This is a genomic window from Halorhodospira sp. 9628, assembly GCF_022228075.1.
In the GTDB taxonomy this organism is placed as follows: Bacteria; Pseudomonadota; Gammaproteobacteria; order Nitrococcales; family Halorhodospiraceae; genus Halorhodospira; species Halorhodospira halophila_A.
Map to the genome: position 1 here is coordinate 51,253 of NZ_JAJNRF010000011.1, position 19,692 is coordinate 70,944.

Below are 19,692 nucleotides of genomic sequence, written 5' to 3' on the forward strand. Positions count from 1 at the left end.
CCGAATAACGAGGGAGAGAGTCATGGCGACCCACGCGGAAGAGATCCCCTTTACGTTCCGTCGCTACCGCGACGGCGACGACCGGCAGCGCGCCTGGCGCGAGCAGATCTTCAAGGCGGACACGTCCCATAAATGCCCGACGTACGTCCACCGCACACCGCCGTGCCAGGCCAACTGCCCGGCCGGCGAAGAGATCCGCGGCTGGCTGCACGCCGCCCGCGGCCTGGAGAAACCCGCCGAAGGCGAGGCCTGGCAGGCGCTCGCCTTCCGCCGCCTGGCCGCCGCCAACCCCTTCCCCGCGGTGATGGGGCGCGTCTGCCCCGCGCCCTGCCAGCAGGGTTGCAACCGGCGGGTCGTCGACGACCACATCGCCATCAACGCCATCGAGCACACGATCGGCGACTACGCCCGCGATCACGGCCTGGACCTCGGCGAGCCCGGAGCGGACACCGGGCACCACGTGGCCGTCATTGGCGGTGGCCCGGCAGGGCTGTCCGCCGCCTACCAGCTGCGCAAGCGCGGCCACCGCTGCACCCTGTTCGAGGCGCAGCCAGAGCTCGGCGGCATGATGCGCTACGGGATCCCCGGCTACCGCGTTCCGCGCGAGGTCGTCGACACCGAGATCCAGCGCATCCTCGACCTCGGCGTCAACGTCCGCACCGGCTACCGGGTCGGCGAGCAGGTCACCCTTGAACAGCTCGAAAGCAACTACGACGCCGTACTCTGGGCCGTGGGCACCCACGAGGGGCGTCCCCTGCCGGTAGACGGCTGGGACGAGGCGTCCAACTGCCTGACCGGCGTCGAGTTCCTGCGCGCCTTCAACGAGGGCCGTCTAGGTGCGGTCAGCGACCGGATCCTGGTCATCGGCGGCGGCGACACCTCCATCGATGTGGCCTCCGTGGCCCGACGCCTGGGCTACAGTGCCGAGCTGCCCGACGAGGACCGGCCGGAGCACGCCGTGCTCGGTTACACCGCCCACGACGCCGCCAACCTGGCGATCCGCGAGGGAGCGGAGGTGGTTCTCACCTCCCTGTTTCCCCGTGAGGAGATGGCCGCCTCGGAGCAGGAGATCGAGGACGCGCTGCGCGAGGGGGTGACCATCCGCGACGGGGTGATGCCCCTGGTCGTCGAGCGCGACGCCGACGGCCGCGCCTGCGCGGTGCGCTTCGCCGAGTGCCGCATGGAGGGCAACACCCCGCACCCGATCGAAGGCACGGAGTTCCGGGTCGAAACCGACCTGGTCATCGCCGCCATCGGCCAGCGGGGCAACCTCGAGGGGCTCGAGGCGCTGGATAACGGCCACGGATTCATGGATGCGGACCAGTCCTACCAGCTCAGCGGCCGTCCGGGCCACTTCGTCGCCGGCGACATCATCCAGCCGCACCTGCTGACCACAGCCATCGGCCAGGCGGCCACGGCAGTGCAGGGCATCGACGCCTACCTCCAGGGCCGCGAGCCGTCCCGGCCGCCCAAGGTCAATGCCCACCATTTCCGACTGCTCGACGCGCTGCGGCGGGCAGGCCGCGAACCGGAACCCTATGAGCCGGCAGCGGTGCGCGGCACCGATACGAGCGGCTTCGCCATCCACAACTTCGAGGACCGCGCCACCCACGAGGTGATTCGCCACGACCGGCTCTACCTCGGCCACTTCACCCCCGGGGAACGCCCCGAGCGCGAACGCCGAGCCATCGACCCGGAAGGCGTGATCGGCGACTTCAGCGAACGCATCCAGCCGCTGCCCGCCGAGACGGCCGTTGGCGAGGCTCGCCGGTGCATGAGCTGTGGGCTCTGCTTCGAGTGCGACAACTGCCTCGTCTACTGCCCACAGACCGCCGTGCAGCGCGTGCCCAAAACTGAGCGGGCCATCGGCCGCTACGTGCAGACCGACTACAGCCGCTGCGTGGGCTGCCACATCTGCCGAGACGTCTGCCCCACGGGGTACATCGAGATGGGCTTGGGCGAGTAGGGGGAACCGGCCATGCGGCGGAGACATCGACTGGCGTGGATCGGCTCCGGGGCCGCACTGGTGCTGGTGGCCACCGGCCTTGCCCTGGCCATCGGCGGCCTGCCCGGCAACGGTGGCGAGCCGTCAGCCCTCGCCGACCGTCCCGAGCCCCGGGGCGACGCTTGCATCCACGACGATGCCGGCACCATGCGCCGCGAGCACATGGACCTGCTCCGGGCGCACAAGGATGAGTCAGTGCGCGAGGGCCGGCGAGACGCCGACAAGAGCCTGCAGGGGTGCGTGAACTGCCACGCCACCCCTGCCGAGCAGCAGGCGCAGGGCGTCCCGGAGATGGCCTTCTGCACCAGCTGCCACGAGTACACCGCCGTGGAGATGGCGTGCTTCCAATGCCACAGCAGCGACGACACGGAGGGGCACGATGAGCGATAGGGATCCGGGCGGCATCAGCCGCCGGCGGCTGCTCGGCAGCGCCGCGGCGCTTGCCGGCGCCGCGCTCGCCCCCGGGCTTTTCCTAGTCCAGGCACACCCGGATGGCGGGGCCGATGCCGGGGCCCGCTGGGGACTGCTGGTGGATACCAACCGCTGCCGCCGGGATTGCCGGGCCTGCGTGGACGCCTGCCGCGAGGAGAACGGCTGGCCCGCCGCCGACAACGCGGGCGGCGACATCCACTGGATCCGCAAGGTGGACCTGCAGCCAGCCGAGGCAGACGGTCCCGGCCACTCTGCGCCGGTGATGTGCCAGCACTGCGCCGAACCGCCCTGCGTCAGTGTCTGCCCCACACGGGCCTCGTTCCGGCGCGCCGACGGCATCGTGTTGGTCGACAAGCATCGCTGCATCGGCTGTCGCTACTGCATGGTGGCCTGCCCCTTCCACGCCCGCGCCTTCGTCCATGCGCCGGTCGACGAACGCTCGCCCAACCACCCACGGGGCAAGGGTACCGTGGAGTCATGCACCCTCTGCGTCCACCGCATCGACCGGGGCGAGGCCCCGGCCTGCGTGGCACGCTGCGCCGAGGCGGGGCACGCGGCCCTCGTCTTCGGCGATCTCAACGACCCCGACAGCGAGATACGCCACGCCCTGCGCGAGCGCAGCGCCGAATCTCTGCGCCCGGACCTGGCGCTGGATGCCGGCGTGCGCTACCACGGACTGTCCTGAGGGAGCATCAGTCATGGCGACACGGATTCGCTATCGACACCTGGGCACGCGCCACCCGCTGCGCTGGGCTGCCGCCATGGCTGGCGCCGGCGTGCTGGCGCTGATCGGGGCGGCAACAGGCCTCTATCTCATCGTGGCCGGCCACCACCTGACCGGCATGGGCCAGCAGGTGGTCTGGGGGTGGCCACACGTCGTCGCCATCGGCCTGATCCTCGCTGGCGCCGGGGCCTTCGCCCTGGCGGCACTGGCCCCCGGCGCCCTGGGGCAATCCGGCGAGCCGTGGGCCCGCCTGGGCACGGCGTCCGCGGCGGCACTGCTGGTCGGCGGGCTGGCGGTCCTCAGCCTGGATCTGGGCAGCCCGCAGCGCATCCTTCCGCCGCTGGAACTCAACCTGATGTCGAGCTTCAGCCGCAACCTCTTCCTGTACACGGCGTTTCTGGCCGTCGCCCTGCTCTACCTGGCCACCCTGATCGAGCCGCGCATGCGTCGCTACACGGTGACCGCCGGCGCCCTGGCCGCGGTGGTAGCGGTCCTGCTGGCGCTGAACGTCGGCTCGATCTTCGCCATGCTCGCCGCCCGTCCGGTCTACGGCGGCGCCATCATGATGCCGCTTTTCCTCGCCGCCGCACTCACCCTGGGCACGGCGGCCCTCTCCCTGATCTGGCTGGCGGTGCTGCGCGCCCAGGGCCAGGCGCCGCCGCCCCGGGCCACGGAGCGGCTCGGCAGCATCCTGCTCGTCGCACTGCTGGCCCTGGCCACCCTGCTGGCGCTGCACTTCGTGACCCTTGCCTACCAGCCGGGCCATAGGGACATTGCCCGTTTCCTCCTCGTCGACGGCGGCGTCTACCCGATCGTGTTCTGGCTCGGGGCAGTCGCCGTCGGCATCATCACGCCCACTCTCCTCCTGCTGCGGAAGGCGGCCCGCGCTCGTGGTCAGGCCCTCGCCTGGGCCTCGGGGGTTGCCCTGATCGGCGGGTTCGCCCATCTTTTCGTGATGATCGTCGGTGCCCAGGCCTTTCCGCTGCAGATCTTTCCGGGGCGCGAGGTCCAGGGCGCCGTCTTCGACGGGGAGGCTGCCTCCTACCTCCCCAGCGCCTGGGAGGCCCTGCTGAGCTTGGCCGGCCCCGGGCTGGCCCTGCTCATCCTCCTGCTGGCGCTGCGCGCGCTGCCCCTGGCAGCGGTGCACCCCCCGGAGGAGCGAACGGCGGCGGAAGACCCGCCAGCAGCCGACTCCGAAACCCGGGCAACCCCCGAGCCGGGCCAGTGACCCGCGGCATGACCGGACACCCAGCCAGGCTCTACCTCTCGGCCCTGCACAAGGGCTCCGGCAAGACCTCCCTGAGCGTCGGCCTGGCCGCAGCCCTGATCCGCCAGGGGGTCGGGGTGCGACCCTACAAGCGCGGGCCGGACTATATCGACCCCGGCTGGCTGACGCTGGCCAGCGGCCACCCGTGCCGCAACCTCGACCACCACACCATGGCGCGCGACGAGATCCGCGCCGAGGTGGCCGGGGCCGGCGACAGCCTGGCGCTGATCGAGGGCAACAAGGGCCTGCACGATGGCGTCGACCCCGGCGGCCGGGACAGCAACGCCGCACTGGCCGCAGAGCTGCAGGCACCGATCGTGCTCATCGTCGACACCCGGGGCATGACCCGCGGGATCGCCCCCACGGTCCTCGGCCACGCCGGCTTCGACCCGCAGGCCCCGGTCGCCGGGGTGATCCTCAACCGCGTCGGCGGCTCCCGCCACGAACGCAAGCTACGCCAGGCCCTGGAGACCTACACCGATCTGCCCGTGTTCGGGGCCGTTCCCGACGACCGCACGCTGCACATCGACGCCCCGTATCTGGGGCTGATCCCGGCGGCGGAGCAGGCGCAGGCCCAGCGGGTGATCGATCGCTGGGCCGACCGGGCCGAGACGCACCTCGATCTTGACGGCCTACAGGCTCTGGCGGCGACGGCCCCGCCACTACCAGCCCCAGCCCGACCCGCGACCCTGGGGCGGGCGGCGGATGTGGACATCGGGATCGCCCACGACCGGGCGTTCAACTTCTACTACCCTGGGGACCTGGAGGCCCTCGAACGGGCCGGTGCCCGGCTTCACTGGATCGACCTGATCTCCGACATGCGCCTTCCAGCGCTCGACGGGCTCATCCTCGGTGGCGGATTCCCTGAGCGTCACGCCGCCGAACTCGCCGCCAACCAGGCCATGAGGCGAGCGGTTGCCCGGCTTGCGGCGGCGGGACTGCCCGTCTACGCCGAGTGTGGCGGACTGCTCTACCTGTGCCGGCAGCTCCACACCCACGATGGCTATCACGCCATGGCTGGTGTTTTCCCGGTGGACGCCGAGATGACCGACCGGCCCCAGGGGCACGGATACATGACGCTGCACGCCTCGCCGCAGGCCCCGTGGAACCCGGGGGCCGGGACGGCCGGGATCCCGGCCCACGAATTCCATTACTCCCGACTCCGCGCGCCTCTGCCACAGGAACTGCCGTGCGCCTACCTCGTTGATCGCGGCCAGGGCCTGGGCGGGGGCCGGGACGGCCTGGTCACCGGCAACACCCTGGCCTCGTACGCCCACCTGCGCCATACGTGGGCCACGCCATGGGCCGAGCGCTTCGTGGACTTCGTCCGCGCGCAGCGGTCCGGTGCAGCATGCGCCGCCCCAGGGTGACGTTTGCGTCAGATCAATTTTTCGCCTTCCCCCCCTTTATTCCGGACGTGCTGATGAATATAGTCTGAATATATGAGGCAGATAGCCGCGGACTTTCTGCGGCGAAAAAAACAGCAACGGCCCTAATAAAAACAAGGACTTACGTTCCAAAGGGCCCCCGGTTGAACGTCAGGAGGAGACATGTACGCCGGGAGAGATGCGGACCCAACCGGCCTGCGCCGGCAACGGGCGGCGCGCACTATCGAGCCCCCCAACGCACGGGAGCCCCACGGGCATGGATTCCACGAGGGACCCGGCGGCTCCAGCCGCTGGCGGCCGCTGCGCCGGTTGCGGACCCTCCCGACCCCCACACACTACCCCGATACGCCGCATGCCTCCGCATCCTCAGCCACCGAGCAGGAAGCCCTGCACCTGCTCAGCGCCCTGGGCGTAGTGGCGGCGCAGGCCCGCGACCTCGATGAACTGCTCGAGCACGGCCTGGCACGACTCATCGAGCAGACGGGGGCCGCCGCGGCCGCCGTGCGCCTCTTCGACGAGCAGGGTTATCTGCGCCTGGTCGAGGCCAACGGACTCAACGCCGGCTTCATCGACGCCGAGCGTCGTCAGCCGGCGGAGGGCTGCCCCTGCGCCATCGCCGGAGAACGCACCGCTGTGCAGTTCCGCGGCGACCTGCGTCAGTGCATCCGGCGCAGCGGCTGCAACCCGCTGCCGAACCGACCACAGCTGGCCATGCTGGCGGTACCGATTCTCGATCCGGGCGGCAACGGCGTTGGCATCTACAACCTGTACTTCGAACCGCACGAAGCACAGCGCTGGATGCACCCGCCGCGCATGCTGGAGTGGATCGGCCGTCAGCTCGGCGCGGCCATCGCCCGGATCCGCGAAGAGTACCGCACCCATCACAGCGCGCTGCAGGAGGAGCGCAACCTCCTCGCCCACGAACTACACGACACGGTCGCCCAGGAGGTGGCCACGCTGCGCCTGCGGGTCCGGCAGCTGGAGGAACGGGTCAGCAGCGGAGCCGACACCGAGGCCCTGCTCGCCCCGCTGGAGGATCTGCGCACCCGGCTCGACCACACCAACGACCAGGTCCGGACGGTGATGCAGCAGTTCCGCACGCAGGCGTTGGGCACGCCGCTGGAGACGGCCCTGAGCCGACTGGTCAACCGGTTCAGCCGGGACAGCGGCATCGAGGTCCGACTGATCCACCGCTGGCCGGAGCTGGCCCTCGGCGAGCGCGAGCAGCTGCACATCCACCGCATTGTCGAGGAAGCCCTGTCCAACGCCTGGCACCACGGCGGCGCCCGCAATGTCCGCCTGCAGCTGGAGACCCCCGGCGGTGACCTCTGCCTGCTGATCGAGGACGACGGCGGCGGCTTCGTGGTGGACGAGGTACCCGATTCGGACCCGACCCAGCCCCGCGGACACGGCCTGCGGGGGATGCGCGAGCGCGCCCGGCACCTGGGGGCGATCCTGAGCGTGGAGAGCGAGCCGGGCCAGGGCACTGCCATCCATCTGCGCCTGCCGCAGCCGCAGCGCCTGACGTGGACCACCAAGAGCCTTCACCAAGCGGGGTTCAACGACCATGCGTATCCTGCTTGTCGATGATCATCAGCTCTTCCGCGCCGCGCTGCAGGAGCTGCTCAACGCCCAGGGGCTGACCACCGCGAGCGGCTCCGGCCAGGACGACGTGCTCGCCCTGGTGGCTTCGTTCGGACCCGATCTGGTGCTGCTCGATCTGCGCATGCCCGGACAGGACGGGCTGACGGTCCTGCGGCGGATCCACGATCAGCACCCCGGGCTGCCGGTGGTGATGCTCACCGGCAGCGAGGAGGAGCGCGACTTGTTCGACTGCCTGCGCGCCGGGGCGCAGGGGTACCTGCTCAAACACAACGACCCCGATTACCTGATCTCCGCCTTGCACCAGGCCACCGACGGTAAGATCGCCGTGGCGCCCCAACTGACCGACACCCTGGCGCGGGCCCTGGGGCAGCCGCCTGATCAGCGAGCCGACGACACCCCGCCGGACCCCTTCGCCGGCCTCACCCCGAGGGAACGGGACATCCTCGAACGCCTGGCCGCCGGCGAGAGCAACAAGGTCATCGCCCGGCACCTGGGAATCTCCGACGGGACCGTCAAGCTTCATGTCAAATCGGTGCTGCGCAAGCTCGGCGTCCACTCCCGGGTTGAGGCGGCTATCAAGGCCGTGGACTTCGGGCTGACCCGTCGCCCCACCACCTGAGACGCCACCTCGGCTACCCTCTCCCCCGCGCGGGGGGCCGTTCAGCGACTGCAGTCCCCCGTTTGGGATATTCCGGGCAACGCTTGCACGCTGAAGAATGTGCCGGGCAGAGACGCAGACCGCCCGGCGCCGCCGGGCTGCCCTCCTGAACCGACGCTGAAGGGTCGCACAGTTATGGTCTTCGATTCCTTTATCGCAGCGCACTGGACGATGCTCGGCACCGTCTTCGCCATCGCGGTGGTCCTCGGTGCCGTCGTCAACAAGAGCAACTTCTGCACGATGGGCGCCGTCTCCGACATCGTGAACATGCAGGACTGGCAGCGGATGCGCATGTGGATCCTGATCATCGCCGTGGCGATCCTCGGCGTGGGGCTGCTCGAGCCACTGGGGCTGATCAATGCCGACGAGAGCATGCCACCATATCGCAGCGCCGACTTCGCCTGGGCCGGCTACCTCGTCGGCGGCCTGCTCTTCGGCATCGGCATGACCCTGGGCAGCGGCTGCGGCAACAAGACCGTGGTGCGCATCGGCGCCGGCAACCTCAAGTCGCTATTCGTGGCCGCGATCCTGGGCACGGTGGCCTTTTTCATGGTCAATCCCCTGCCGCTGGTCGACGCCTCGCTGCGCGATCTGCTCTTCGGATGGGTCCAGGCGACGGCCCTGTCCCACAGCCACGGCCAGGACCTGGGCAGCCTCATCGCCGGCGAGGCGGGGCACTGGGTGCGGCCGCTCCTGGCCCTGTTCATCGGCGGCGCCCTGCTCTACGCCGTGCTGCGGGTGACCGGCTTCCGCCGGGACCGCAACGCCGTCTCCGGGGCCCTGATCATCGGCGCCTGCATCGTCGCGGTCTGGACGGTGACCAGCAACGTCTACGTGGCCGACGAGATGGGTCAGCGGGATACCCTGCAGACCTACGCCACAGACTGGGACTTCCACCACCCCGACACCGACACCGGCCGCCCGGAGAGCACCCGCTGGCTGGCACCGCAGGGGGTCAACTTCGTTGGTCCGCTGGTGCAGAGCACCGAATACACCGCCAGCGGCTTCGATCCGGCACTGGTCACCGTGGGCGTGATGGTCATCGGCGGCGTAATCCTCGGCTCTTTCCTTTGGGCCCTGATCAGCCGCAGCTTCCGCTTTGAGTGGTTCGCCGACCGCCAGGACTTCAACCGCCACCTCAGCGGTGGCGTCCTCATGGGCATCGGCGGCCCCCTGGCAATGGGGTGCACCTTCGGCCAGGGCATCACCGGCATGTCCACTCTGGCCCTGAGCGCACCGCTGGCCCTGGGCGGACTGATCCTGGGCAGTGCCCTAACCATGAAGGTCCAGTACTACAAGCTCCTCTACGAAGACGAGGCGACCTTCGGCAAGGCCTTGGTCACCGGCTTGGTGGACCTGCGCCTGTTACCGGCATCGCTGAGGCAACTCGATGCGCTTTGACGGCAGCGGGCGGTGGGCCCCCGCCCGCCGCCTGATCCCCTGTCGCGAGTGGCCCCGTCCAACCCCGGCGAGCATCCGGGCCGACCTGATCGCCGGCATCGCCGTGGCGCTGGTGCTCATCCCCCAGTCCATGGCGTATGCGGCGCTGGCCGGTATGCCGCCCTACTACGGCCTGTACGCTGCCTTCCTGCCGGTGATCGTCGCAGCCGTATGGGGCTCCTCGCCGCAGCTGGCTACCGGCCCGGTCGCTGTAGTGGCCCTGCTAACGGCCTCGGCACTGACCCCGCTGGCCGAGCCGGGCAGCGGCGAGTTCATCACCCTGGCTATCGCCCTCGCCTTCCTGGTCGGCGTGATCCAACTGGTGCTCGGACTCTTCTCCCTGGGCACTCTGGTGAACTTTCTCGCCCACCCGGTCATCCTGGGCTTCACCAACGCCGCTGCCATCGTCATCGCCCTGTCCCAGGTCAACGACCTGCTCGGCGTTCCCTTGGACCGCGACGCCGGAATGCTGGTGGCCTTCGCCGACGTCCTCGGTCGGCTGGAGAATGCTCATCTGCCCACGCTGGCTATGGGGCTCGGCGCGCTGGCTCTGATGCTCGCCGCCCGGCGCTGGCTGCCGCGGATCCCCGGCGTCCTGCTGGCAGTGGCCGTCGGCGTGCCGGTGAGCTACCTGGTGGGGTTTGAAGACCTCGGCGGGGCCGTGGTGGGTACGGTGCCCGAGGGCCTGCCCGCGCCCGCGCTGCCCGAGCTGAGCTGGGACCTGGTGGTCACCCTGCTCGGCACGGCGGCGGTGATCGCCCTGGTCGCCTTCATGGAGGCGATCTCCATCGCCAAGGCCCTGGCGACGCGTACCCGCGACCGCATCGATCCCAATCAGGAGCTGGTCGGCCAGGGGCTGTCCAACCTCACCGCCAGCGTTTTCCAGGCCTTCCCGGTCAGCGGCTCGTTCTCGCGCAGCGCGGTGAACCACGACAGCGGAGCCCGCAGCGGCCTGGCCTCGGTCTTCACGGCGGCGCTGGTGGGCCTGACCCTGCTTTTCCTCACCCCGCTGCTCCACCACCTGCCCGAGGCAATCCTGGCGGCGATCATCATCATGGCGGTGATCGGACTGGTGAACATCCGGGCCCTGGTACAGACCTGGCACACCCACCGCCATGACGGTATCGCCGCGCTGGTGACCTTCGGCGGGACCCTGATCTTTGCCCCCCACCTCGACTACGGCATCCTCCTCGGCGCCGGGCTGGCGATCGTGCTCTACCTGCTGCGCACCATGCGCCCACGGGTGGTTATCCTCTCGCGCCACCCGGAGGACGGAGCGCTGCGCGACGCACGCTTTTTCGACCTGCCCGAGAGCGAGCACATCGCGGCGCTGCGCTTCGACGGGCCACTCTATTTCGCCAATGTCGGCCACCTAGAGGACACGGTGCTGCAGATCAACAACGAGCACCCGCAGGCGCGCTTCCTGCTGCTCGTCGCCGACGGCATCACCTCCATCGACTCCTCCGGGGTGGAGAGCCTGCACGGGCTGCGGGAGCGGCTTGACGACAATGGCGTGACCCTGGTGCTGGCCGGGGTCAAGCTTCAGGTCCGGGAGGTGATGCAGCGCGCCGGGCTGGAGACCGAGATCGGCGCGGAGAACATCTTCCGCCACGAGGACGACGCCATCGAGGCCATCCACCAGCGGATCGATGACCCGACCTTCGATCCAGCCCGGTGCCCCCTGGCACCGCAACGGGGCGCCGCAGTCTGATGGCGCCCCGTCACCTCAGTCGATATCGAAACGGTACATCAGGTCGAGGGCGCTATCCTCACCGCTGACCGCCTCGAGGTAAAGCTGCCAGGTCAGGTAGTAGCGCAGGGTCACGGTATTCACCGGGCTGAACACGGCCACCCCGTACGCGACGTAGAGCCGCGGAGTGATGTACCCGGAGAGCACCACTTGGGCGTCCTCGCCCTCGCCGGCAGTGTCGATGTCGAAATCGCGTATACCCACCTGCTCGGCCGCCGCGGTGACCACGCCGGCGCCACCGTAAAGCCCGAGGGCCAGGGCCGCCGAGGCGAGCATTTCGTCGGTCCCGGGGCCCTCGGCCCCCATCGGCCGCCCCCGGATCAGGTAGGACAGGGCGTTCTCCTGGGACATGGTCGGCTCGCTGAACAGCGTGACCTGGGGCTCGTCAGCAAAGCCGCCGACGCGGATGCCGGCCGTTACCCGGTCACGCTCGATCCGCCGCACAGCCTCGATATCGAGCTGCGGCCGATCCAGCGGACCAGCAAACAGCACCAGCCCCCGCCGGATGGCCAAGCGCTGCCCGTAGGCACGGTACTCGCCATCCTCGACGCGCAGCTCGCCGTAAGCCTCGGTGGATCCATCCGGCTGCTGGAGCACACGCAAGGCCCCGCCGAGGCGCCCGCGCACCCCGAAGGCGGCAAGGGTGACCGCATCGCCGAGGGCCAGCTCCACATCCCCCTCTACCTGCCAGCCTTCGGGCATGGCGTCGGTCAGCGCCGGCGCCTCTTCGTCGCGGCGAACCACCACCACATCGCGCGAATGCCCTACCGCCCGGTCCGGAAGCTCGCGTATGGCGATGGCGCCCCGCGGCACCTGCACCTGTCCACCAACGCGCACCTGGCCCGGGCGCACTGCCAGGTTCAGCCGCGGACTGACCGCCAACTCGGCGAACGGGGGCACGTCCGCCCATAGCTCGTCCCCGTCCAGGCCCAGGTCCACGCGCCAGTCATCCCCGTTCCAGGCGGCGTCCCCCTGGATCCGCGCCTGGCCGTCGCCGACCCGGAAGCCGCCGCCGATATCGGCCTGATCGCCGTCGAAAGCGACCCACAGCCCCAAGTCCTCCACACGGCTGGCGGACTGCGGCGCCGCTACGATGCCATCCCGCAGCTCGACCCGCCCGGCCAACCGCGGATCGCTGCGTGTACCGGTGAGCTGCGCCCGAGCATTGACCTCACCGGCCAGTTCGCTGAGATCGGGCACAAGGGGCCGGAAGAAGCCCACGCGCAGGCCGTCGACCCTCAGTTCGCCGGCAACGGCCTCACCGTCCGCACGCGGATCGCCGCGGACCCGGAGCGCCGCATTGCCCGCATCGGCGGCCTCAAAGTCGAGCTGGGCCTCCGCCTCGTCAGGGCTATAGCGCCCCTGGACAGCCAGGCGCTGATAATCGACGTCGCGAATCACCGGATCCCCATCGTCGAATTCGTCGTGTAGCGTCAGGGCCAGGCGCCCATCGAGGCTTTCCGCCCGGACCCGGGCGTCCACACCCTCCTCCGGGGTCCAGCGGACCGCGCCGTCCCCGGACAGGCCGCCCTCCCAGTCAACCCCGGCGGGGAGCCAAGGCTCTACCCAGGCCAGGTCGAAGCCCTCGAGGAGGAATCGCAGGTCGGCCCCCTCGGGGCCAGCGCGCACACCGTCGGGCAGCTGCAGGCGCGCGTCCCGGTAACGCCAGCACTGCGCCCCAAGTTCAAGCTCCTCGTCGGCATAGCGCATCGGGAAGGGGGCATCCAGGCGAACCCGGTGGTCGCGGAACTCGCCGCCGGCGTCCACGAGCAGCCCACTCCAGCCGAATTCCGGTTGCCAGCCCCCGGCCACCCCCAGGTGGCCCTGCCCCTCGGGGGCGTGCAGGCGCACCCCTAAGTGGTGGGCGGCGCGGCTGCCGGTGGCGCGCATCTCGAGTTCGTCGACTCCCCCCTGGGGCAGCTCGATACCTCGGGCCTGCACGACGGCATCGCCCGGCTGCTGCGCCAGCGCCGGGACATCGGCCTGCCAGTCCAGGGCATCGATGTGGTAGGCGTCGTAGCGCAGCCCGCGCCCACGGCCGGCACTTTCGATATCCAGGGCGTCGGGGGCGCCGCGCACCCGTGCATGGGCCTCCAGGGCGCCGCCCAGACGCTCGTCCAGCGCGCCGAGATCAGACAGCCGGGCGCGTAGCTCTACATCCCAGGTCTCCGCCAGGGCACCGTCCAGCAAGACCTCCCCACCATCGACCCGCGCCTCGATGCCGCTCAGGCGCCAGACCTCGTCCAGGGTGTGCTCGCCACGGCCGCGGACGGCCACCGCGCGCCCGTGCAGCTCGCCACTCAGGCCGGGGGTATCGATGGTCAACGCCCACCCCTCCCCGCCGGCCTGACCGCGGACGCTGAGCGGTCCGCTCACCCCTTGCGGGGCCTGCGGCCATTCCAGCGACGGATCCAAGGCGACGGCCTCGGCGGTCACGTCCCAACGCACCCCGTCGGCGTCCCAGCCGAGCCGCGCCTGCCCTTCGAGCTCGCCGCCGAGCAGCTCACCCCGCAAATCGGTAAGACGCGCCCCCTCGGCATCAACCTCGAACCGGCTGCGCCAGTACCCGCGGGGCACGTGCTCACCGGTCAGATCGGTGTCCAGGGTGCCGCGCAGGCCGTCGAGATCCCCCTCGGCAGTCAGGTTCAGCCCTTCGGCGGCCACGACCCCCCGGGTATCCAGGGGCCAGCCGCCATCCAGATCCTCGGTCTCGATCCGCAGAGGCAGCTGCGGATCGAGCGGCTGGATATCCAGATCGATCGCGCCGCTGACCGGCCCAGCCAGGGTGCTGGTCACCCGCAACGCCGCCACGCTGCCGCCGAACCGCGAGGCGAAACGGAGACGTTCCGGCAGCCCGGGGGCTGCCGCCGTGCCGCGCACAAACAGGGACAGCGGATAGCTCTCGGCGGTATGCAGCGAGCCCTCCAGCTCCACCCGGGCGTCGTCCCGCTCAACCAGCAACCGATGGATGCGCCACTCGGTGCCGAAAGCCGTCCACGCGGTCTCCAGACGCTTGATCCGCTGCGCCGGGGCATCACCGAAGGTCAGGGTCACCTGCTCGACCAGCAGTTTCTCGACGTCGACGGCGAGGGGCAGCTCGATGCGGGGCAGGGTCAGCGGCTCGTCCCGGGCCTCCGGGTCGGCTTGGACCGGCGGCTCCTCTCCCTCGGCCACGGTCACCTCGACCCCACTGACCCGCAGGGAATCGACCCGCGCCTCACCGGCAAGCAGGCGCTGCGGCTGCCAGACCAGGGCCGCGCTCGTCACGGCGACGTCGACCCGTTCATCGCGCCAGCCCACGTCCGCCACTTCAACGCCCCGCGCGAGGTTGCCACCGGTGACCCGCAGCTCCAGCCGCGGCTCCACCGACTCGGCCACGGCGGCGGCCAGGCGCGCCCCCGAGGTGGTCATCAGCAGCCAGGCAAGCGCCAGCAAAAGCAGGCCGAGCACCGCCAGAAGGATCGTGCCGGAAAGCTTGAACAGGCGACGCAGAGTGATCACAGGTCCGACCCCATGGAAAAGTGGAGACGCCAGGAGTCATCCGCCTCCCCCACCGTCGAGGCGAGATCGAGACGGACCGGCCCCACCGGCGACGACCAGCGGATGCCGAAACCGGCCCCGGTTTTCGCTTCGCTGCCGAGGTCGTCCCAGTCGGCGTAGGCATTGCCGCTGTCGAGAAAGACCGCCGGGCGCCAGTTGGGCGTAAGCTGGTAACCGTATTCGACACTGCCTACGGCCAGGTAACGCCCGCCGATCACCGTGCCGTCCTCCTCCGGCCCCAGCGTCTGGTACTTGTAGCCGCGCACGCTCTGATCACCACCGGCGTAAAAGCGCAGCGACGGCGGTACATCCGCGAATGAATCCGTGGCCAGCGCACCGACTTCACCACGGACGAGGAAACGGTGCCGCTCGCCCAGCGTGCGCACCCAGCGGGTGGCGGCACGCACACGGCGCAGCTCAATGTCCGAGGCCAGATCGGGGTCCGCCACCTCCAGGGCCAGCAGCTGCCGGTCGCCCCAGCGCGGATCGAGCCCGCCGCGGCTGCGCACCCGGCTCCAGCTGACGCCCGGGATGTAGAGCTGCGTCGTGCGCCGGTCGTCATCGATGCGGTATCGCTCGCGCTGGGCGCGCAGGGACAGGACCTGCTGCCAGCCACTCTCCAGCCGATGCCGGTGCTGAACGGAGGCGGTGATCTGCTCGGTATCGATGTCCGCCACGTCCTGGGCCTGGACCCCAAGCTGGTATTCCAGCTGGGTGCGCAGGGGGTCGCGCAGCGGCACCGTATAGGTGCCGCTCAGGTTCTGCCGGCGCTGGGCGATCTCGCTTTCCACCGCCAGGGAGTGACCCCACTGGTTAACCCAGGGCCGGCGCCAACCCAGACGAATCCGGGCACCGAGGTCCGTGGTGTAGCCCACCCCGGTGGTGATCTCATGCCGGGCCCGGGTCGAGAGGTCCACGTCTACCGGCACCTCGCCCTCGTCCGTGCCATCGCGCTGCGGGCGAACGCGCACGTCGGAGAAATAGCCGCTGTCGAGCAGCTGGCGGTTGAAGGCCGCCACCTGCTCGGCGGTGTACGGCTCGCCGCGCTCGAAGGGGACCAGGCGCTGCAGGAACTCTTCGGCCAGGGGGGCTTCGGCGAACTGCACCACTCCGAAGCGGTACCGTATGCCGCTGTGGTAATGCAGGATCACCTCGGCCTCGCGGGCCTCCGGGTCCACCTCGACCCGGCGGGTGACGTAGCGGCCATCGAAGTACCCCCGATCCAGCGCGAGGTTCTGGATCGCCCGGCGCGCCGCCTCGTAGCGCCCGTGGTGGAGGACATCCCCCTCGGCGAGGCCGAGCCGCTGCTCGATCCCGGCGAAGGCCGGATCCGTCCCCGCCGGCCCGGTGATTAGCACGTGCACACGGCTCAGGCGGACCGGCTCACCCGGATCCACCAGCACGGTCAGCCGCACCTGCTCTTCGTCGATCCGCTCGCGACGCACCTGGACCTGCGAGTCGTAATAGCCCACGGCCTGCAGTCCGCGCTCGGCCCGCTCCGGGGCCCGCCGGCGGAAGGCGGCAACAACCGCGGGGTCGGCGGATGCCGGTTCGCCGATATGGCCGCGCACCTGATCGGCCAACTCGCCGCTGACCCCCTCGATGACCACCTCCACCCCGGCTTGGGCCGGACGCCCGGGCAGTGCCAGCAGGATCAGCAAGAGCACGACCGGCAGCCAGACCGGGGGGGTCACCAAGGGCCGGCACAGGCTTGTATACTCGGGGGCTGCGCCCCCCCGGGAGCGCCTTGGCCGATCAGAAGAGGGGATCACGAGGTCCATGCAAGAAGAGCCGGAAACGGAACGGACGGAACAGGATGAGCACCACCTGCGCCTGCGCAACATGGTCCTCGAGGACTATGACGATGTCGCGCGCATCATGGACCAAGTGTATCCCGATATGGACGGGGCGTGGTCCCGGGAGCAGTTCGCCGCGCAGATCAACCGCTTCCCGGAGGGGCAGATCTGCATCGAGGACAATGGTCGTGTGGTTGCCGGCGCCATCACGCTCATCGTGGACTACGGCCGTTTTGGCGACAAGCACACCTACGAGGAGATCACCGGCGGGGGCTACCTGACCACCCACGACCCCAACGGCGACGTCCTCTACGGCGTGGACATCTTCGTCGATCCGGAGTACCGCGCCATGCGCCTCGGCCGTCGGCTCTACGACGCGCGCAAGGAGCTGTGCCGGCGCCTGAACCTGCGCGGCATCGTCGCCGGCGGGCGCATTCCCGGCTACACCCGGCACGCCGACGAGATGTCGCCCGAGGAGTACATCGAGCTGGTCAAGCGCCGCGAGATCCACGATCCGATCCTCTCCTTCCAGCTCGCCAACGACTTCCACGTGCGGCGGATCATCACCGACTACCTGCCGTCGGACCGCGACTCGCACGCCTACGCCACCCTGGTGCAGTGGAACAACATCTTCTACGAGCCCAAGGAGCAGCCGCTGATCACGCGGCGCAAGGCCGTGGTCCGGGTTGGCACCGTGCAGTGGCAGATGCGCCCGATGAGCTCGGTCGATGAACTGATCGACCAAGTCGAGTTCTTCGTGGACGCCCTAGCCGGCTACAACGCCGATTTCGCCCTGTTCCCGGAGTTCTTCAACGGCCCGTTGCTGTCACTGTTCAACCAGGAGAACCCGGCCGAGGCCATCCGCGGACTGGCGCAGTACACCGACGAGATCGTCGATGAGATGTCGCGCCTGGCCGTCTCCTACAACATCAACATCATCGCCGGCTCGATGCCGGTCTACCAGGAGCAGTCGCTCTACAACGTCTCCTACCTGTGCCGGCGCGACGGCACCACCGACGAGCAGCACAAGCTGCACATCACCCCGGATGAGCGCTCCTACTGGGGGGTGCGCGGCGGCGATGAGTTGAAGGTCTTCGAGACCGACATCGGCAAGATCGGCATCCTGGTCTGCTACGACTCCGAGTTCCCGGAACTGCCGCGAATCCTCAACCAGAAAGGGGCGCGCATCCTCTTCGTGCCGTACTGGGTGGACACGCAGACCGGCTACCTGCGCGTGCGCCGCTGCGCCCAGGCCCGGGCCATCGAGAACGAGTGCTACGTGGCGATCACCGGATCCGTCGGCAACCTGCCCAAGGTCGAGAACATCGACATCCAGTATTCACAGTCGGCCGTGTTCTCGCCGGCGGACTTCGCCTTCCCCCACGACGCCATCGTGGCGGAGACGACGCCGAACACGGAGATGACCCTGATCGTCGACCTGGACCTGGACAAGCTCACCGAGATCCGCAACGAGGGATCCGTCCGCAACTACAAGGACCGCCGCCTGGACCTCTACCGCATCCAGTGGCTGGGCCGGGACTGATCGGCCCGGCCCCGGAAATCAGGCGATCAGCGCCAGCAGCACGAGTACAGCGCAGACCACGGCGGTGAGCCGCCCGCGGAGCTGGCGGTACCAAGGCGGGAAGCCGGTCCCCGGATCGGCGAGGCGCTCGTAGCCGTACCAGGCGGCGAACCCGGCGGCCAGCAGCAGTGCCCCGGCGGCAGGGGCGGCAACAACCCCGAGCCCGGCACCCAGCCAGCCGACCAGCGCCGGCAGGACACCGACTGTCATGACCGGCCAGGGGCGCTGGTCCCGCAGCAGCGCCACCCCCCAGTGGACCCCGCCGAGGAACGCCAGGATGGCGGCGCCGTAGGCCAGGGTGGCGGCCACCGCCTGCTCGTGGACCCCCGCGGGAGCGGCGGCGGCCACCAGCAGGCCGACCACGAACGGGATCAGCCCGGCATAACCCAGCGCACGGCCCGGGCGCTCGGCCCGTGCCGACGCTGCGGTGTCACCGCCGACCACCGGATGCTCGAGGAGCTCATCGGGACCGCCGACGAAGGCGCCGTGGACGAAGATCTGGGGCAGGCTCCGCCAGCCGGTCATCTCCTGGAGCTGGTGGAATCGGTCGCGCATCTGCGCCGATCCCATGGGCATCTCGACCTCCCGGTAATCCACCCCGCTGCGGTGCAGCGCCCGCACCACCGAACGGGTATCGGTCAACCCCGAGCGGAAGATGACCACCGTCGCCGAACTCAGCTCACGGGCCAATGCGGGATCGCCGCCGCCCTGCCGTATCGTGCCGTCATCTGTCATGCCAGCTCCTCCGGTTGCATCGCGCCCCCAGTGTAGGGGATCCGGCGCGGCACCGTCGCCGGACATGCGGACTCTGAAAGTCCACTTTTGCTAGCATGAACCCGTCCGCCACACCGTTCAGCAAACCCGGGGATCCGAGCCATGTACGCACCCAAGGGCGAACCCATCACCTTCCAGCGCGACTGCGAAGCCGTGGTCATCCCCGCCGGGGACACCGGCATCATCCCCGCCGGCGCAGAAGGGGTGCTGACACAGGCCCTCGGCGGGAGCTACACCATCTACCTGCAGGGCTACCTGTTCCGCATCGACGGCGCCAACGCCGACGCCATCGGCAAGGAACCACCCCAGCCCCCGGAACTCCCGGAAGGCGCCGGCGACGAGGACGTGGAGCGGCTGATCTGGGAACAGATGGCCACCTGCTACGACCCGGAGATCCCGGTCAACGTGGTCGACCTCGGGCTGATCTACCGCTGCGACATCCACAAGGACGAGCACGGGCAGCGCCATGTGGACATCGACATGACCCTCACCGCGCCAGGCTGCGGCATGGGCGACATCCTCGCCCACGACGTCCGGGTCAAGGTGCAGATGGTGCCCACCGTCGCCGAGGCCCAGGTGAACCTCGTCTTCACGCCGCCGTGGAGCAAGGAGATGATGTCCGAGGCCGCCAAGCTGCAGGTCGGCCTGATGTAGTCGCAGACACTAGCGCCGCCGCGGGGGGGGGGGCCCCCCGGGGGGGGGGGGGGCCCGCCCCCCCCCCCCCCCCGGGG

Annotated in this window: 14 protein-coding genes; 11 read left to right on the plus strand and 3 right to left on the minus strand. The window is 69.9% G+C overall.

Going from position 1 to position 19,692, the window contains the following annotated elements; all coding sequences use genetic code 11:
• Positions 1–22 precede the first annotated feature (22 nt).
• From LRG10_RS10880 to LRG10_RS10920, 9 genes are all read left to right on the plus strand, one after another.
• Entirely contained in the window at positions 23–1,966 is a 1,944-nt protein-coding gene (locus tag LRG10_RS10880) for an NAD(P)-binding protein (protein WP_238635570.1), read from the plus strand.
• A 12-nt stretch (positions 1,967–1,978) separates the two neighbouring features.
• Positions 1,979–2,395 carry a sulfur reduction protein DsrJ gene (locus tag LRG10_RS10885; protein ID WP_201171966.1) on the plus strand — a complete coding sequence of 139 codons (417 nt, stop codon included), beginning with the start codon at positions 1,979–1,981 and terminating at the stop codon, positions 2,393–2,395.
• Positions 2,385–3,122, plus strand: coding sequence for a sulfate reduction electron transfer complex DsrMKJOP subunit DsrO (dsrO, locus tag LRG10_RS10890; RefSeq protein ID WP_201171969.1), 738 nt, complete (start codon positions 2,385–2,387; stop codon positions 3,120–3,122). The genes LRG10_RS10885 and dsrO overlap by 11 nt, the downstream gene beginning before the upstream one ends.
• Before the next feature lie 13 nt (positions 3,123–3,135).
• A complete protein-coding gene (gene nrfD / locus LRG10_RS10895; protein ID WP_238635571.1) occupies positions 3,136–4,389 on the plus strand; it encodes an NrfD/PsrC family molybdoenzyme membrane anchor subunit in 1,254 nt (417 codons plus the stop codon).
• Between the two features lie 8 nt (positions 4,390–4,397).
• Positions 4,398–5,798, plus strand: coding sequence for a cobyrinate a,c-diamide synthase (locus LRG10_RS10900; RefSeq protein ID WP_238635572.1), 1,401 nt, complete (start codon positions 4,398–4,400; stop codon positions 5,796–5,798).
• A gap of 180 nt (positions 5,799–5,978) precedes the next feature.
• Positions 5,979–7,406 carry a GAF domain-containing sensor histidine kinase gene (locus LRG10_RS10905; RefSeq protein ID WP_201172002.1) on the plus strand — a complete coding sequence of 476 codons (1,428 nt, stop codon included), beginning with the start codon at positions 5,979–5,981 and terminating at the stop codon, positions 7,404–7,406.
• Positions 7,384–8,040: a response regulator transcription factor gene (locus tag LRG10_RS10910; protein ID WP_201172005.1), complete on the plus strand. Its 657-nt coding sequence runs from the start codon at positions 7,384–7,386 to the stop codon at positions 8,038–8,040. The genes LRG10_RS10905 and LRG10_RS10910 overlap by 23 nt, the downstream gene beginning before the upstream one ends.
• Before the next feature lie 174 nt (positions 8,041–8,214).
• Complete coding sequence (locus tag LRG10_RS10915; RefSeq protein WP_238632803.1) at positions 8,215–9,480, plus strand: YeeE/YedE family protein; 1,266 nt, start codon at positions 8,215–8,217, stop codon at positions 9,478–9,480.
• Positions 9,470–11,230 (plus strand): SulP family inorganic anion transporter, encoded by a 1,761-nt coding sequence (locus LRG10_RS10920; RefSeq protein WP_201172010.1) that lies wholly within the window; start codon positions 9,470–9,472, stop codon positions 11,228–11,230. The genes LRG10_RS10915 and LRG10_RS10920 overlap by 11 nt, the downstream gene beginning before the upstream one ends.
• A gap of 15 nt (positions 11,231–11,245) precedes the next feature.
• Here the strand turns inward: LRG10_RS10920 and LRG10_RS10925 are convergent, their stop codons facing one another.
• On the minus strand, positions 11,246–14,770 hold the full coding sequence (locus LRG10_RS10925) for a translocation/assembly module TamB domain-containing protein (RefSeq protein ID WP_238635573.1): 3,525 nt from the start codon (positions 14,768–14,770) through the stop codon (positions 11,246–11,248).
• Positions 14,767–16,503 carry an outer membrane protein assembly factor gene (locus LRG10_RS10930; RefSeq protein ID WP_238635576.1) on the minus strand — a complete coding sequence of 579 codons (1,737 nt, stop codon included), beginning with the start codon at positions 16,501–16,503 and terminating at the stop codon, positions 14,767–14,769. Before LRG10_RS10930 ends, LRG10_RS10925 begins: the two co-directional genes overlap by 4 nt.
• A gap of 85 nt (positions 16,504–16,588) precedes the next feature.
• Between LRG10_RS10930 and LRG10_RS10935 the strand changes: the two genes are divergently transcribed.
• Positions 16,589–18,148: a bifunctional GNAT family N-acetyltransferase/carbon-nitrogen hydrolase family protein gene (locus LRG10_RS10935; RefSeq protein ID WP_201172018.1), complete on the plus strand. Its 1,560-nt coding sequence runs from the start codon at positions 16,589–16,591 to the stop codon at positions 18,146–18,148.
• 18 nt (positions 18,149–18,166) lie between these two features.
• Here LRG10_RS10935 and LRG10_RS10940 read toward each other — a convergent pair whose 3' ends face one another.
• The gene (locus tag LRG10_RS10940) at positions 18,167–18,922 is read right to left on the minus strand and encodes a DUF3429 family protein (RefSeq protein ID WP_201172020.1); all 756 of its coding nucleotides are present in this window, start codon (positions 18,920–18,922) and stop codon (positions 18,167–18,169) included.
• A gap of 141 nt (positions 18,923–19,063) precedes the next feature.
• Between LRG10_RS10940 and sufT the strand changes: the two genes are divergently transcribed.
• Positions 19,064–19,615: a putative Fe-S cluster assembly protein SufT gene (sufT, locus tag LRG10_RS10945; RefSeq protein WP_201172022.1), complete on the plus strand. Its 552-nt coding sequence runs from the start codon at positions 19,064–19,066 to the stop codon at positions 19,613–19,615.
• The last annotated feature ends 77 nt before the right edge of the window (positions 19,616–19,692 follow it).